This is a genomic window from Limnobacter sp. (assembly GCF_046297615.1).
In the GTDB taxonomy this organism is placed as follows: domain Bacteria; phylum Pseudomonadota; class Gammaproteobacteria; order Burkholderiales; family Burkholderiaceae_B; genus Limnobacter.
This window is the reverse complement of sequence record NZ_JBKBHM010000005.1, coordinates 175,713-190,867: the sequence shown is the minus strand read 5'-3', so window position 1 is coordinate 190,867 and position 15,155 is coordinate 175,713. Positions and strand designations below refer to the sequence as shown.

The following is a 15,155-nucleotide window of genomic DNA, read 5'->3' as shown; positions in this document are numbered from 1 at the left end:
AACCAATCGACCGATTAGAAAATTAACTGACCAACGGAGACAGACATGAATTCAACCCCCAGCCAGCAGCAGACCCATGCATTGGTCACTGGTGCATCCTCGGGCATCGGCCTGCATTTGGCCGAGTGCTTTGCCGCAGACGGTATTCCCTTGATTGTCAGTGCACGTAGTGCTGAAACCTTGACAGCCTTGGCCGCACAGTGGCAACAGCAATACGGGGTTTCGGTGGTGTGCATTCCTTCAGACCTGTCCAAGCCCGGCGCTGCGCAGGCTCTTGTGGATACGGTGCGCTCCAAAGGCTTGAGTGTTGGACATGTGGTGAACAACGCCGGTGTGGGTTTGTTCGGTGAATTTCGCCATTCAGTCTTGGAGGGCGAGCTGTCAATGATGACACTCAACATGGAGGCCTTGACCATTCTGTCCAAACAGTTTCTTCCCGATGTGTTGCTGCACCAAGGGGGAATTCTGAACGTGGCCTCCACCGCGTCCTTTCAGCCAGGGCCCTACATGGCTGTGTACTACGCCACAAAGGCGTATGTGCTCAGCTTCACTGAGGCGATTGCAGAGGAACTGACGGGCACGGGCGCCACCGTGATGGCCTTGTGCCCCGGGCCGACGGCCTCGGGTTTTCAGGACAAAGCCGCCATGCACGATTCCGCTTTGGTCAAAGGCAAGAAACTGCCCACTGCCAAAGCCGTGGCTGTTGATGGGTACTCGGCCTACAAGGCTGGTCGCCGTGTGTACATCCCCGGTGTGATGAACTGGGTGATGGCGCAGAGCGTGCGCTTCAGTCCACGGCGTGCGGTCACGTTGATGGTCAAGTTACTCAGCCGACCAAGCTGATCAGGCGGTGGGGCTGCGCAGTTCGTCAATGACTTGCCGCAGCTTGCGCACCGAGTCTTCAATGGTGCTGGTGTGAATGGTGCCATAGCCCAGCAGCATGCCACTTTCACGAAGGTCTGCCGGTGTTTCGGGCAAGTAATAGGTACTCAGCGGGGCCACCACCAGCCCCTGGTCTTTGCAGCGGCGGTTCAATTCCAAATCGTCCAGCGGTTGGCGAAAGCGGGCTGCCAGTTGCAGGCCGGCGGAGCCCCCCGTCACCAACACTTCGCGGGGCAGGTGGGTGTGCAAAGCCTGCCGCAGCACCCGCTGCTTCTCTGCATACAGCCCCCGCATCACACCGATGTGGCGCGCATAATGGCCCGCCTCAATCCACTTGGCCAGGGCCACTTGCTCCACAACGTGGCCGGGCCGCGTGAACTGGGCTGCAATCATCGACATGGTGTGCGCAATGTCGTCCGGCACCACCAGAAACCCCACGCGCAGCACTGGCAACAATGTTTTGCTGAACGTACCGACATAAATCACGGGCGCATTGCTTGCCAATCCGTGAAGGGCAGGAATGGGGTCGCTGCTGTAACGTAACTCGCTGTCGTAATCGTCTTCAATCACCCAGGTGTTGTAACGCGATGCCTGGTTCAGTAACTGCGCCCGCCTTGGCATCGACAACACCGAGCCCAGTGGATACTGGTAGGCCGGTGTCAGGTAAACCAAGCGGGGTTTGTCCGCATCCCAATCCATGTCATTGATGCGGGCACCATCTTCATCCACCGGCATGCCGCGCACATCCAGCCCGGCTGCCCGAAAGCAGGTTTTCGCAAAGTAGTAGCCCGGGTTTTCTACCCAAGCCACGTCGCCCGGGTCGGCCAGCATGCGTGCCACCAAATCCAATGCGCCTTGGGCGCCTTGGGTGATGATGACGTTGCGAGCTGAGCACATCACGCCGCGGCTGGCGCGAAGGTGCGTGGCCAGTGCTTCGCGCAGTTCGGGTTCACCCCCTATTTCACCGAAGCTCAAGCGCCGTGTGTTGATGGACGCATAGGTGCGCGACAGCATCGAACGCCAACGCGACAGCGGAAACCGTGACACATCGGGAATGCCGGGGGTGAATGGCTTGACGATGTCGGAATGCGTACGCCAATGTGGCGGCATGGATTGCCCGCGTTGCGACAGTTGAGGCGACTGCCCGCCCTTGGCCTGGTCCAGTTGTTGAAGCTGTTGCAGTTGGGCCACCCAGGTGCCCTTGGGCGTGGCGACCAGATACCCCTCGGCAGCCAGTTGATCGTAGGCATACAGCACGGAGTTGCGTGCAACACCCAAGTGGCTGGACAAATCACGCGACGCAGGAAGTCGCAAGCCTGATGCCAGTCGCCCGCTGCGTATCCCGTTTTTGATGGCGAGACACAAGCGTTTTTGGAACGAAAACTTTTCATGCTCGACTAACACGGCGTCAAGCAGCTCCTGCACAACGGAGTAATCCACGACTGGCTCCAACTTTTATGACAACAGTGGTTCTAGCCGAACTTTAACAGAGTGTTTAAGTTGGATTCTCACTTGAAAGAGGGGGGTATATGAACCTTCCGTTGTGCGTTGGATGACATCATGCAAGCGACAGCAGTTCGACGAGGGTTGTATCTGGAACGTTTTCTGGTGGCTTTTGCCTCCGGTCTGTTTTTGTCTCTGCCTTTGTACTTTCGGGACATGGGGCGCAATGAGGTGTTCTTCGCGGAGGTCTATGCCACCGGGGCGGTGGGCACACTCGCGGTGATTGCAGTCGGTGTGCCATGCCTGCGGCGGTGGGGCCTGGTGCGTTTGGCCCCGGTCGGTTGCGGGGTTTATGCGCTCGGTTGCCTCGTGTATGTGCTTGCGGATTCTGTGGGTGGGTTACTGCCGTTTTACTTTGTGGCCTCGCTGATGCAGGGCATGGGTTGGGGCTTGGTGTTCACGTTCGGTCCAATCTGTTTGTCCTCGGTGGTGTCCGATGGGCAACGCACGCAAATTTTTACGGAGTATGCGGCCTTCAGCACGCTGGGGGTCGGCTTGGGGCCCCTGGCGGCTGCTCTTTTGCACGACTGGGGCTTAAGCCATTCAACCGTATTCGGAGTTGGCCTGGTGAGCAGCGCGATGGCATTCATGGTGGCTTTGCGCGTGGCGCGTGGCACTCAGGCATACGGCTCAATTCGATTGGAGACCGGGCACCAAGGGATCCGGGAAATCAAAACCATCATGACTCAACCCGGGTCCCTTTTCCTGGTGCTGGTGTTTCTGGGCGCCTGTGTATACACCGCCATGATTAATCTGCAGACCACCTATGCAGAATCTGTGGGCCAAGCTTATGTACTTTTTTACGGGGCTTACAGCGTAGCGGTGGTGCTGGCACGCCTGCTGTTGGCCAAGGCTTTGGCCAAGCACTCGCCTGCGCGGGCCTGCAAGGGCCTGATTGGGTTGATGGCCATAGCCTTGTTGATGATGACCGTCAGGCCTTTGACCACACCGATCTACATCCTTGCTGCAATGACCTTGGGTGTGGCGTATGGCTTGCTCTACCCCTTGATTCAGGCGCAGTGTGCCCAGCACACCGAGCCTGTCTACAGGCCGCAAGTGATGGTGTATTTCAGCCTGTCGTATTTCGTGGCGGTGTACCTGTTTCCCCTGTTGGTGGCCCACGTTGCCGTGGGGTGGGGGTACACACCAGTCCTGCTGATTCTGCTGGGTGTGGTCACTGTGCAGTGGGGGCTGGCAGCCCGCTTTTATGCGGTGAAGCGCAGTGCCGCATAACTACTTTTTAATCTGATTCAACCTCGGGGATTTTCATGAACTTGTCGCAACGTGTGACGGACATTGTGCCGTCACCCACCCTTATTCTGGATGCCACAGCCAAGCGAATGATTCGTGAGGGGCACGATGTGGTCAACCTCAGTGTGGGTGAGCCAGACACACCCACACCGCAGAGTGCCTGTGAACGTGCGATTGAAGCCATGCAAACCGGCATGACCCGTTACACCGATGTGGCCGGGCATGAAAGCCTTCGGCAAGCCATTGCAGACCATGTCAAAGCGCGGTTGAACCTGACTTATGCACCCGACCAGGTTGTCGTGAGCAATGGTGGGAAACATGCCCTGTTCAATGTGTTTGCAGCACTGTTGAACCCTGGTGATGAAGTGCTGATTCAGACTCCATACTGGGTCAGCTATCCCGAACAGGTCAAGTTGTGTGGAGGCGTGCCGGTGCTGTGCAAAACCACTGAGGCGACCGGCTTCAAAATGAATGGTGCCATGCTGGAGGAGCTGGTCACACCGCGCACCAAACTTCTCGTCATCAACAGCCCCAGTAACCCCAGCGGCGCGGTCTACAGTCTCAGGGAGCTTGAGGATTTGGCGCACTTTGCCATCCGTCATCGGCTTGTGATCATTTCGGATGAAATCTATGACCAGTTGATTTATGACGGACAAGCCCATTGGTCGATTGCACAACTGAGCCCCCATTTGTTGGAGAACACCGTCATCGTGAACGGGTGGTCCAAAACCTGGGGAATGACCGGGTGGCGGCTGGGCTATACGCTGTCCAACCCGCGGTTTGCCCGTGCGTTCCGTGACCTGCAAGGCCACGTCACCTCCAATGTGTGCTCGGTGGCGCAGTGGGCCGCGCTGGGGGCACTTGAATCAAATGACCCAGACATGCAGGAGCGTTTTTCGCTGCGCCGTGACTACCTTGTACGTACTTTGCGTGCGATTCCTGGCGTGAAGTTGGCCAGTCCTCAAGGGGCGTTCTATGCCTTTCCAAATCTGAGTCATTTTGTGGGGCGACGCTACAAAGGCCACGTCCTTACTTCGGTGGACGAGTTGTGCGTGCACTTGCTCAGCGATTACAAGGTCTCGATTGTGCCGGGCTCTGGCTTTGGCAGTCCGGACAATGCGCGCATATCTTACGCTGTTGATCTCAAGCGCTTGGTTACAGCCAGCGATCGCATCAACCAGTTTCTGCGCGAAGTGGGGCCTGCTCAGGACCGCGAGCTCGTATTGAACAACTGATGCGCAGGCCACTTTGGCCTGCTTACCCGAGGATATGACCATGACCATCCAAGCGATGATCGATGATTTGGTGCGTCTAGGGCAGACCACCATGGGCACGTCGGATGTGCTCAGCCGATGCCTGACCTTCAACCAGCGTGTACCGCTCAAAGCAACACTTTCAGCCCTCAGCCACTTTGAGCGTTGTATTGCCGAGTACCTGCTGGGGGGTGGACAGGACCCAGACACCAACACCGCTGAGTTGGCTTTGGTGATGAGGCCCCATGGTCAGTGTCGAATTGTCAACATCGCTGACTACCATCAGCACCGTGTTCACCTGCGGCTGGTTCGTCAATTCAGCGTGCCTTCCTTTGTCCATTTTGAAGCGGGTGCCCGTACCCTGTTTGCCCAAAACCACTGGACGATGTGGGCCAGTGATCTGAGGCAGTCGGTGACGCAGGGCGAGTTGATGGATGCTGCCCGTGCCTTGCAGGATGGCATTACCCACATGGCGCCACTCGTTCTGCATGTCGAGCGGCAGTGCTTTTCCAACTTTTATTACGTAGGCACTGACGAGTTTGTGTGGGAAACCACGTTGCACACCGCGTTGGAGGCCGTCATCCAGCAAGGGCACGACGCGCCGATGGACTGTGTGGTGTTGACCCGTTGCATGCACTTGCTGTGGCGTTCGGGTGGCTACACCCGCCTGGAAGAATTCAATGGTCGACAGTTGACACCGCTGTCTTTACAGGCTTGGTTTCTGAAGCGGTTTGGTGACTATCAGGCATCAAGCCAGGGGGAAGAACAGGATTTTGATGCATTCGTGGCTTTAAGCCCGGAGTCACAGGCAGACGCATTGGCCCAGATGCGTAGCCGCCTGATGGAACAAGGGCAGTTTGTGCGCGAGATCAATGGCCTGAACTTGTCCAAACAAGAGCGGTATCTGCCCCATTGGCTGCTGGGCGATGAACTGCGTCGCATCACCTTGCGGGCCCAATCCCATGCGCTGATTCAAGAGGCCTTGGGTGTGGACGTGTCTGCCTCGGAGTTCTTTGACAATCAGGCGTTGAGCAATCTGATTCATCACCGGCGGCTGCGCTCGGCCAGCAGCCCGTTTGCAAGCGATCTTGAGTTCCTGATTGATGCCTTGCTCAAGCGTGTTGTCGAGGTCACAGGTTCTGATTTTTCCATGAGCCGTGGTGTGCGTTCCTTTCAGGCGTTTGTGCATGCCCTGCGTGAGGGGCAACATGCCGAATTGTGCGACTGGAGCCAGGCGGAATACTTCTGCCATGTGGTGCCCAGCGCTGGAGCCCGAGCCCATTTGGCACCACGAACCCTGCAGGGTGTGTTGAATGCGGTGTCGGCGCGTATGCGCTACAACAGTTGGCATTACACACCCAGCCATGTGCCTTCCGGGGCAGTGCCTGAGAACCGGTCCTGGTTTTTCGCACCCAAAATGGCGGACACCACGGTGTGGTCAGACCAGCATCACGCAGGGCATGTGCACGCCACAGTGCGGTACTGCATCCGTTCGCCCTATGCGCTGACCATGGGGGGCACTCCTTTGCCCGGTTTCGTTGACTTAAGGCTGTTTCGTCAGCATGGCGAGCCTTATTCCGCGCGCGACTTGGGCACCGCCTTGGCGTACACCGAGGCATTGGGCGTGTTGTACCAACGCTTGTTGAACCACGTGTTGGCCACACAAGACCCATTCAGTTTTGAATTCGGCAGCAAAGCCTGGATTGACCGCCAGTTTCAAACCGACGCCGATGCCCTGGAGGTGCAATCATGACCTTTGTCGTCACCGAGCCTTGCTACAAATGCAAAGAAAAAGCCTGTGTAGACCCTTGCCCGGTGGACTGCTTTCGGGAGGCGGACGCTTACCTCGTGATTGACCCCAACCTGTGCATTGACTGCAATGTGTGTGTGACTGAGTGCCCCGTGGATGCCATTTTTCAGGACAAGGATGTGCCGGCCGACCAGCGGCGCTACCTCGACTTCAACAGAGAGATGTCCAAAGTATTGCCGCCGGCCACACCGGTGGGTTGCACCGGTTGAATTGACCCCCGGGTGCGGCATGCCCGATAATCGCGGGCATGCAGACCAAGCCTTTGACCGTGCTGTCGCTCATTCCTCCGATGACGCAGCTCAACACCCCTTACCCGTCCACCGCCTACCTCACCGGTTTTTTGAGGGGCAGGGGGGTGAATGCCGTTCAGGCGGATGTGGCCTTGGGCCTCGTGCTGCGCCTGTTTTCGCCTGAAGGCCTGGATGCGGTGGCCGACGAGGCACAGGCCATGCTGGATGACGGGCAGGCATTGCCCGAAACGGTCCATTTTTTCCTCAATCACTTTGACCGCTACCGAAGCTCGATTGGTCCGGTCATTCGTTTTCTGCAAGGTGGCGATTCCACCCTGGCCCATCGAATCAACAGCCGAAACTGGTTGCCCGAGGGCATGCGTTTTGACGCCCTGAACAACTACGCGGGCCATGACGGAGAAGACCCCTTGGCTTGGGCCTTTGGCAGTTTGGGCTTGCAGGACAAAGCCCGGCATTTGGCCACGCTGTATTTGAACGACCTGTCGGACGTGATTCGCGATTGCATCGACCCGCGCTTCGAGTTTGTGCGATACGCAGAACAACTGGCGGCCAGCCAAGCCAGTTTCGACCCGCTTGCCGAGGCGCTGGACGCACCCAACACTTTGGTCGATGACGTGCTGGTGAGCCTGGCCCTGGAGGCCTGCGACGAACACCAGCCTGATTTGGTGTTGCTGTCAGTGCCGTTCCCTGGTGCCGTGTACGCAGCCTTGCGCATTGGCCAGGCCATCAAGGCGGAGTTTCCGGACACCCGCATCGCGTTGGGGGGCGGTTATGTGAACACCGAATTGCGTGAACTGTCCGAGCCGCGTCTGTTTGACTTTGTGGACTTTGTCACCTTGGACGCCGGTGAACGCCCCGTGCTCTGCCTGATCGAGCACCTGCAAGGGCAACGGGGCGTCAGCCGCCTGGTTCGGACTTTTGTGCGCAACGATGCGGGCGAGGTGCAGTATCTGCAATGGCCCGAGCCCGATGTGCCGTTTCAGGATGTAGGCACCCCCACCTGGGATGGGCTACCGCTGGACCAGTACCTCAGCCTGTTGGACATGCTCAACCCCATGCACCGCTTGTGGAGTGACGGGCGCTGGAACAAGCTGACCGTAGCGCATGGCTGCTACTGGAAAAAGTGCAGTTTCTGTGACGTGTCGCTGGACTACATAGCCCGCTACGAAAATGCCACAGCCACCGAGTTGGTCAATCGCATTGAAGCCATCGTGGCTGAAACCGGTCAAACCGGTTTTCATTTTGTCGACGAGGCCGCACCGCCCAAAGCCTTGCGGGCCTTGGCTGAAGAACTGCTGCGCAGGGGCGTGAGCATTTCCTGGTGGGGCAACATTCGTTTTGAAAAATCGTTCACGCCCGAACTGTGCGAACTGCTGGCACGCAGTGGTTGCATCGCCATCAGCGGTGGTTTGGAAGTGGCGTCAGACCGGCTGTTGGCCTTGATGAAAAAGGGTGTGTCTGTGGAACAAGTGGCCCGTGTCACCCGCAGCTTCGCACAAGCTGGGGTGCTGGTACACGCTTACCTGATGTACGGATTCCCCACGCAAACCGTGCAGGACACAGTGGATGCGCTGGAATATGTGCGCCAGTTGTTTGAAGAAGGGTGCATTCAGTCGGGCTATTTCCACCGCTTTGCGTGCACGGTGCATTCACCGGTGGGCAAGAACCCGCAGGACTATGGGGTGACTTTGGCGCCGCTGGCCGAAGGCCGTTTTGCCCGCAACGACATCGGCTTTGTCGACCCCACCGGCACCGATCACGAGGCCATGGGCCGGGCCTTGAACAAAGCCTTGTACAACTACATGCACGGGGTAGGGCTGGACCAGAACGTGCGCCAGTGGTTCGACGTGAAAGTGCCCAAGCCCACCGTGGCCCGGGGCTTTATCGCCCAAGCCCTCGGCTTGACCACTCACTGACCCAATCAGGCTTGAAGCGCACCGATGGCAGCCAGGCCGTGCTTGGCCACGTACTCGTCCTGCGTCGAATGCATGCCTGACACGCCAATCGCACCCACCACTTTGCCTTCGAGCAGAATCGGCATTCCACCTTCCAGCGGGGTCATGTGAGGCATGCCCAGCAGGCGCAGGCCCAAGCCGCCACCGGCCACCAATTCTTGAAACACGCGGGTTTCACGGCGGAAGTTCACCGCTGTCGTGGCTTTGGCAATGGCCACATCCACACTGGCGCGCTGGGCTTGGTCGTGGCGGTGCAGCATCAACAGGCTGCCGCTGCTGTCCACAATCGCAATCACCATGGGCCAGCCCTCGGCGTTGGCCACGTCTTCTGCCGCCTTCATCATCCGGGCTGCCTGGGCGGCCGTCAGGGGGGGGCCGTATTCCGGGGGCAGCACTGTGGGCACGGTGGGGCGGGGAATGGAAGGGCTCATGACAGGGGCTCCGTGAAGTGGTTTTTTAAACAGCCGACAGTGTGTACCGCCTCCCTGGGCAATGCAATGCGTGATCACCCGGGTTGTATCGAATCGGACAATTGAAAATCCTTGTCCGGATTGCGCATTCACATTGGCGGCATTTTGAGTGAAGGTTACGCCTGACCACCTACGAATCAAGACTCACCTTTACACGGACCAATGAGCATGAACAATTTCGACCACGATGTGCTGATCATCGGCGCCGGCATTTCCGGCATCAGTGCCGCCAGTCATCTACGCCGCATGAGCCCCAAGCGACAATTCACCATCCTTGAGCGCCGCAACAACATCGGCGGCACCTGGGACTTGTTTCGCTACCCCGGCATTCGCAGCGACTCCGACATGTTCTCCTTTGGCTTTGATTTCAAGCCGTGGCGCAACGCCCACTTTTTCTCCCATGGCGGGGACATTCGTGAATACATCCACGAGGCCGCCAATGAGAACAAGGTGTTTGAACACATTCGTTTTGGCATTCGGGTGTTGAATGCGGACTGGAACTCCAAAGCGCGCCGCTGGATTGTGAAAGCCATCAACGAGGCCACCGGCGAAGAAGAGCTGCACCGCGCCCGATTCTTCTGGTGTTGCGCGGGGTATTACAACTACGACAAAGGCTATCGCCCCGACTTTCCGGGTGAAGAGAACTTCAAGGGTCAAATTGTGCACCCCCAGCATTGGCCAGAGGGCTTGGACTACACCGGCATGAAGGTGGTGGTGATCGGCAGTGGAGCCACCGCAGTGACCCTGCTGCCCAGCATGGCTGGACGGGCTGGGCATGTCACCATGCTGCAGCGCTCACCCACCTATATTCTGAGCCTGCCCTCAGTGGACGCCATCACCCGAACCCTTCAAAAGGCTTTGCCTGCTGGCCTGGCGTACAAACTGAACCGACTGCGCACCATCGGCCTGGCGCATTGGCTGTTCAAGGCCTGTAAAACCCGGCCTGAAACCATGCGCAAAATCATCATCGGCTTGGTTCGCCGCCAGCTCAAGGGGTCGAATGTAAGCATGTCGCATTTCACGCCCAGTTACATGCCGTGGGACCAGCGCCTTTGCCTGGTGCCCGATGGCGACTTTTTCGAAGCCCTGCGCAGCGGCAAAGCCAGTGTTGTGACCGACCACATTGAGCGGTTTGAGGCCGAGGGCATTCGCCTGAAATCGGGCGAGTTGCTGCCCGCCGACTTGGTGGTTACTGCCACAGGTTTGAATGTGCAGATGGCCGGTGGCATTGCCCTGTCGGTCGACAAAAAGGCGGTGACCCTGTCCGACAAAATGTTCTACAAGAGTGCCTTGATGCAGGATTTGCCCAACGCGGCCATTGTGCTGGGGTACACCCACGCCTCATGGACCCTGAAGTCTGATTTGGTGTCCAAGTTTGTGTGCAGGGTACTGAACCACATGGACCAGCAGGGGTTGAGTGTGGTGATGCCCCAAGCCGAGGGTGTGGAACGCGTCAACGAAATGACTGTGCTGGGTGGTTTGAACTCCAATTACCTGCTGCGTGTGGCCGACCAATTGCCCAGACAGGGTGCGGTGCACCCCTGGCGCAACAAGCAGGACTACTATCACGACCAGCAGGTTTTGGCCAAAGACCCGGTTGATGAACCGGGCCTGCTGTTCGAGGCCTGATGGCCAACCCCCTTCGTTGAGTGTCGGTTTATTGCTCACCTGCATGGGTTTCGTGCAGATGATTTGTTGAGTATTCAAGCCCTTAGCCGTACACTGTTCAGAATATTTCTAAGAACGAAGGGGGAATGTGACATGCCCGCCAAGAAACCCGTTGCCGCGAAATCCGGTGCCAAAGGTGCGGTGAAACCGGCCACCAAAACGCCGGTCAAGCCCGCTGTCAAGGCAGTCAGCAAAGTCGCCAGCAAGGCTCCTGCCGCCCCCAAAGTGAAGGCTGCTGCGCCTGTGGCCAAGAAATCAGCCACCAAGCCAGTTGCTAAACCGGTGTCCAAACCTGTCACAAAACCCGCTGCCAAGCCGGCCGTGAAAGCCGCGGCCAAGCCTGCGCCTAAGGTTGCTAACAAGCCTGCCGCTAAGCCAGCCGCTAAGCCAGCCACCAAGCCAGCCAATAAGCCCGCCGCCAAGAAGCCTGCCACTAAGTCGGCGCCCAAACCAGCAGCCAAGGCTGCTCCCAAAGCTGCTCCCAAAGCTTCAGCGAAACCGGCGGCCAAGCCAGTGTCCAAAAAGTCGGTGGCGCCCAAGCCCGTTAGCAAAGCAGCCCCGAAAGTTGCTGCGAAAGCGGCTCCGAAAGCGGCCCCTAAAGCAGTTCCTAAAGCAGCTCCTAAAGCGACTGCAAAGGTGCCCAGTAAACCTGCGCCGACATCCAAGTCCAAGGCCATTCAGTCTGCTGCAAAATCGGCGGTCAAGTCGGTGTTGAAAGCAGCGGCCAAGTCAGTTGAAAAGCCAGTCAAATCGGTCAAGGCTGCTACGCCCAAAGCCCCTGCTGATGTGGGCAAAGCCGTGTCCAAGGCCGTGAAAAGTTTGGTGAAAACCGCCTTGCCGAAACCGTCGGTGAAGGTGCCGCCCATCGAACCCCCACCCAAGAACAAGGGGGTGAAATCTACCGTCGAATCAGATAAAATATCACCTTCCGCAGCAGTGAAAACTGTTGCTCAACCTCAGTCGCCTGGGGTGGTCAGGGCCCCAGTGCCTGATACCGCTCCAGCCGCACCTGTCATTGAATCGAACGCTGTGTCCACTGTAGCTACTAGCAAAACCGTCAGCCCCGTCCGCAAACCGTCCAAAACCGCACTCTCGCCTTCCGAGGTGACGCCTTTGGCATTGCTTACGCCGGTCAAACCTGTGCGCAGGCGTCGCTCCGGGGCTGCCAAGCCTCGCAAACTCAAAGGCGCCACCACCACGTGGCCATTCCCCACGGGTTCACGCCCCTGAACTGAATTGACCCACACTGAAGGGGCCCTATGCTGTTGATGGACATTCTTCGACTGGTGCTTGAATCGGCGGCCAGCCTGTTGGCGTTTTGTTTGTTGCTGCGTGCACTGATGCAATGGGTGCGCATTCACCCCAGCAACCCGCTGTCGCCTTTCATTTTTTCCATGACAGATTGGCTGGTCAAACCCTTGCGCAAAGGGGTGCCGGGCTATGGTGGTATCGATTGGGCGTCAGTGCTGGGCGCATTTTTGGTGTCTTTCGTGCTGCATCTGGTGTTGATTCTGTTCGCAGCCATGGCCACCGGGGGTGGGCCGGCGTTCACCAAGCTGGTGGCGCTGACCTTGCCAGTTTCCCTGTTCTGGGTGTTGCGCAACATGGCCTATCTGCTGATGGGCATCGTGTTGATTCAGGTCATTCTGAGTTGGGTGAATCCATTTTCGCCCATGGCCGCCATCTTGAACGAATTGTCCCGTCCGTTTCTGGAGCCTCTGCGCAAGCGATTGCCTCAGGTTGGCAATGTGGACCTGTCACCCATGGTGTTTCTGCTGTTGCTGCAGATTGTCATGATGGTGTTGCAGCGCCTCATGCCAGGGTTCTAAACCCAGCCTCGGCGCTGCTTTTCATTCACGCGGCTTATCGCGTTACGCGGGCCACACCACCACTGCTGACGATTCGAACACGTTCGCCAGGGCGGAATTGTTCGTCAGCGTCCTGTACATAGGCACGCAGTGTGCCGTTGTCCATGCGCACAGTGATTTCCAGGCCTGCGCGGTTGGAGGCATTGCGCTCTACCGCCTGGCCCGCAATACCACCGGCCACAGCACCCAGAATGGCGCCAGCCGCACGGCCACTGCCACCACCGATGTTGCTGCCCGCCATGCCGCCCAACACGCCGCCGGCCAAGGTGCCCACGTTGTTGGTGTCGCCCTGAATGGTCACATTGCGTACGCTTTCAACAACGCCTTGTTCAATCATCTGCGCTCGGCGTGTTTCACCTTCTCGATACACGGCACCAGAGGTGCTTTGGGTTGCACAGCCCGCAAGCGTGGCTGCCAACAAGGCTGTGGTGACAGCCATGGTTCGGAGTGTCAGGTGTTGGGTTTTGCTCATGGTGTTTTCCTTTCAAACTCACCAAAGGGTTTCGCCGAAAGCGGCGTTAAACTGGGTTGAGATCTCTTCCCGGCTGAAGTGGTAATTCTGGGGGCCTTGGTGTGCAATTTTCAGTGCACCCATCAGGCTGCCCAGTTTGGCCGCTTTAACCACGCCCAGCCCGTGCGACAAGCCATACAGCAGGCCGCCTCGGAAAGCGTCGCCACAACCGGTGGGATCTTTCACCTCACTGGCTTTAACGCACGGCACGTCGTGTCGTTGACCCCCTGTAAAAATCCAGCTTCCTTCGCCACCCCGGGTCACGATCAGGGCCTCCACATGTTGGGCCAATTCTTCCAAAGTCTGCCCCGTGCGGTCGCACAGCATCTTGGCTTCATAGTCATTGACCGCCGCATAGGTGGCGAGTTCCAGGAAGCGGTCCAGCTCGGGCTTGCCGAACATGGGCAGGCCTTGGCCCGGGTCGAAAATGAAAGGAATGCCCGCTTGGGCCAGTTGCTCGGCGTGGTTGATCATGCCGTCGCGGCCATCCGGTGCCACAATTGCCAGGGCAACCTGCCCGGCTTGCGCCACAGTGTTCAGGTGAGAATGGCTCATCGCACCGGGGTGAAACGCGGTGATTTGGTTGTCGTCCAGGTCGGTTGTGATGAACGCCTGTGCCGTGAATTCGGTGTCCACTTTGCGCAGGCAGGTACTGTCAATACCCAGGTCCCGGAAGCGGGCCAGGTATCCGTCGCCATCATGGCCCACAGTGGCCATGGGCACTGGCTGGCCGCCCAGCATTTTCAGCGCGTAGGCAATGTTGCCTGCGCAGCCGCCAAAGTCCTTGCGCAGGGTAGGCACCAAGAAGGCCACATTCAGGATGTGGACTTGCTCGGGCAGAATCTGGTCCTTGAATCGGCCTTCAAACACCATGATGGAATCGAAGGCCATGGAACCACAAATCAGGACGCGGGGTGTGCTCATGAATACTCGTAATGCAGGTCAATATTAGGGGCGGTCCAACAGGCTCAACTGAAAACCGGTTGCCCCATTTTCAGGGAATTGGGCCTGTAGGTCTTGAAGGTTCAAGTATGCCAGCAGTTCGATGGTGTGCTGGCCTTTGAGGGGCGATGCTTGCGCGGCAGGTGGCCCATCTCGCAGTTGATAGTCGGCAGGTGCCAGCACCAGGCTGGCTATCTCACTGCCTTGGGGGTCGGTCAGGCGCACGCGAAACGCAGGCCATTGGCTGGGCCAGTTCAGGGTGTTGCGCAGGGTAATCTCGACCCGCACATGGGTTTCATCCATTGCCTGGAACCCGCTGCCGTCGATGACCAGCGCTGTTGATGCGGGCGCTGCCGTGGCATGGGCCAGCCAACTGGGCATGGGCCAATTCGCCGCCTGTGCGGGCAGGTGAACCAGCAAGGGGTGCCTTGCCCACCATGCTGTTTGCAGCACAGCCAGCAACAGGGCCAGCATGGCCCAGCGTCGGTTGGCTGGGCTCAATGAAGGAAGCCTGAGTCGAGTGGCCAGCCCGTGGCGTGCCGGCCTGTCGCGCCGAGTCAGAAAGTCGGTGGCCGTCGGCTGGGTTTCAGGGGGGCTGTTGGCCGGGCCGTCCAGGTGCAGGTCTTGCCAGATTTGCGAGTCCGAGGCAGTCAAGTATTCAATGCCGGAAAAGACACTGTTGCACTGGCCACAGCGCACCTGGCCCTGGTGCACCTGAAGCTGGCCTGCGCTGACCTTGAACAAGGTCTGGCAATTTGGGCAACGGGTCGCCAGGCTCATGGCGTGAGCTC

14 protein-coding genes are annotated in these 15,155 nt (G+C 58.4%); 9 read left to right on the top strand and 5 right to left on the bottom strand.

Features of this window, described 5'->3' with window-relative positions; all coding sequences use genetic code 11:
* The first annotated feature begins 45 nt into the window (after positions 1 to 45).
* The gene (locus ACK4FF_RS11570; RefSeq protein WP_409709191.1) at positions 46 to 843 is read left to right on the top strand and encodes an SDR family NAD(P)-dependent oxidoreductase; all 798 of its coding nucleotides are present in this window, start codon (positions 46 to 48) and stop codon (positions 841 to 843) included.
* On the opposite strand, the gene ACK4FF_RS11565 is transcribed toward ACK4FF_RS11570, so the two are convergent.
* Positions 844 to 2,322 (bottom strand): PLP-dependent aminotransferase family protein, encoded by a 1,479-nt coding sequence (locus ACK4FF_RS11565; protein WP_409709188.1) that lies wholly within the window; start codon positions 2,320 to 2,322, stop codon positions 844 to 846.
* Between the two features lie 120 nt (positions 2,323 to 2,442).
* Between ACK4FF_RS11565 and ACK4FF_RS11560 the strand changes: the two genes are divergently transcribed.
* From ACK4FF_RS11560 to ACK4FF_RS11540, 5 genes are read left to right on the top strand one after another with little or no spacing between them, the layout of a single operon-like run.
* Positions 2,443 to 3,618 carry an MFS transporter gene (locus ACK4FF_RS11560; RefSeq protein WP_409709186.1) on the top strand — a complete coding sequence of 392 codons (1,176 nt, stop codon included), beginning with the start codon at positions 2,443 to 2,445 and terminating at the stop codon, positions 3,616 to 3,618.
* A gap of 35 nt (positions 3,619 to 3,653) precedes the next feature.
* Complete coding sequence (locus ACK4FF_RS11555) at positions 3,654 to 4,871, top strand: pyridoxal phosphate-dependent aminotransferase (RefSeq protein ID WP_409709183.1); 1,218 nt, start codon at positions 3,654 to 3,656, stop codon at positions 4,869 to 4,871.
* Positions 4,872 to 4,911: 40 nt separating this feature from the next.
* Positions 4,912 to 6,642 (top strand): hypothetical protein, encoded by a 1,731-nt coding sequence (locus ACK4FF_RS11550; RefSeq protein WP_409709180.1) that lies wholly within the window; start codon positions 4,912 to 4,914, stop codon positions 6,640 to 6,642.
* Complete coding sequence (locus ACK4FF_RS11545) at positions 6,639 to 6,908, top strand: indolepyruvate ferredoxin oxidoreductase subunit alpha (RefSeq protein WP_409709177.1); 270 nt, start codon at positions 6,639 to 6,641, stop codon at positions 6,906 to 6,908. The genes ACK4FF_RS11550 and ACK4FF_RS11545 overlap by 4 nt, the downstream gene beginning before the upstream one ends.
* 38 nt (positions 6,909 to 6,946) lie before the next feature.
* Positions 6,947 to 8,866 carry a B12-binding domain-containing radical SAM protein gene (locus ACK4FF_RS11540; RefSeq protein ID WP_409709174.1) on the top strand — a complete coding sequence of 640 codons (1,920 nt, stop codon included), beginning with the start codon at positions 6,947 to 6,949 and terminating at the stop codon, positions 8,864 to 8,866.
* Positions 8,867 to 8,871: 5 nt separating this feature from the next.
* Here the strand turns inward: ACK4FF_RS11540 and ACK4FF_RS11535 are convergent, their stop codons facing one another.
* The gene (locus ACK4FF_RS11535) at positions 8,872 to 9,336 is read right to left on the bottom strand and encodes a GlcG/HbpS family heme-binding protein (protein ID WP_409709171.1); all 465 of its coding nucleotides are present in this window, start codon (positions 9,334 to 9,336) and stop codon (positions 8,872 to 8,874) included.
* Between the two features lie 207 nt (positions 9,337 to 9,543).
* On the opposite strand from ACK4FF_RS11535, the gene ACK4FF_RS11530 reads away from it, so the two are divergent.
* From ACK4FF_RS11530 to ACK4FF_RS11520, 3 genes are all read left to right on the top strand, one after another.
* Positions 9,544 to 11,004, top strand: coding sequence for a flavin-containing monooxygenase (locus ACK4FF_RS11530; protein WP_409709168.1), 1,461 nt, complete (start codon positions 9,544 to 9,546; stop codon positions 11,002 to 11,004).
* Positions 11,005 to 11,136: 132 nt separating this feature from the next.
* Positions 11,137 to 12,273 carry a hypothetical protein gene (locus ACK4FF_RS11525; protein ID WP_409709165.1) on the top strand — a complete coding sequence of 379 codons (1,137 nt, stop codon included), beginning with the start codon at positions 11,137 to 11,139 and terminating at the stop codon, positions 12,271 to 12,273.
* A 29-nt stretch (positions 12,274 to 12,302) separates the two neighbouring features.
* The gene (locus ACK4FF_RS11520) at positions 12,303 to 12,872 is read left to right on the top strand and encodes a YggT family protein (protein ID WP_409709162.1); all 570 of its coding nucleotides are present in this window, start codon (positions 12,303 to 12,305) and stop codon (positions 12,870 to 12,872) included.
* Positions 12,873 to 12,906: 34 nt separating this feature from the next.
* Here the strand turns inward: ACK4FF_RS11520 and ACK4FF_RS11515 are convergent, their stop codons facing one another.
* From ACK4FF_RS11515 to ACK4FF_RS11505, 3 genes are read right to left on the bottom strand one after another with little or no spacing between them, the layout of a single operon-like run.
* Positions 12,907 to 13,383 (bottom strand): glycine zipper 2TM domain-containing protein, encoded by a 477-nt coding sequence (locus ACK4FF_RS11515; protein WP_409709159.1) that lies wholly within the window; start codon positions 13,381 to 13,383, stop codon positions 12,907 to 12,909.
* Positions 13,384 to 13,401: 18 nt separating this feature from the next.
* Positions 13,402 to 14,346: a carbohydrate kinase family protein gene (locus ACK4FF_RS11510; RefSeq protein ID WP_409709156.1), complete on the bottom strand. Its 945-nt coding sequence runs from the start codon at positions 14,344 to 14,346 to the stop codon at positions 13,402 to 13,404.
* A gap of 24 nt (positions 14,347 to 14,370) precedes the next feature.
* Entirely contained in the window at positions 14,371 to 15,144 is a 774-nt protein-coding gene (locus tag ACK4FF_RS11505) for a DUF3426 domain-containing protein (RefSeq protein ID WP_409709153.1), read from the bottom strand.
* Positions 15,145 to 15,155: the final 11 nt, after the last annotated feature.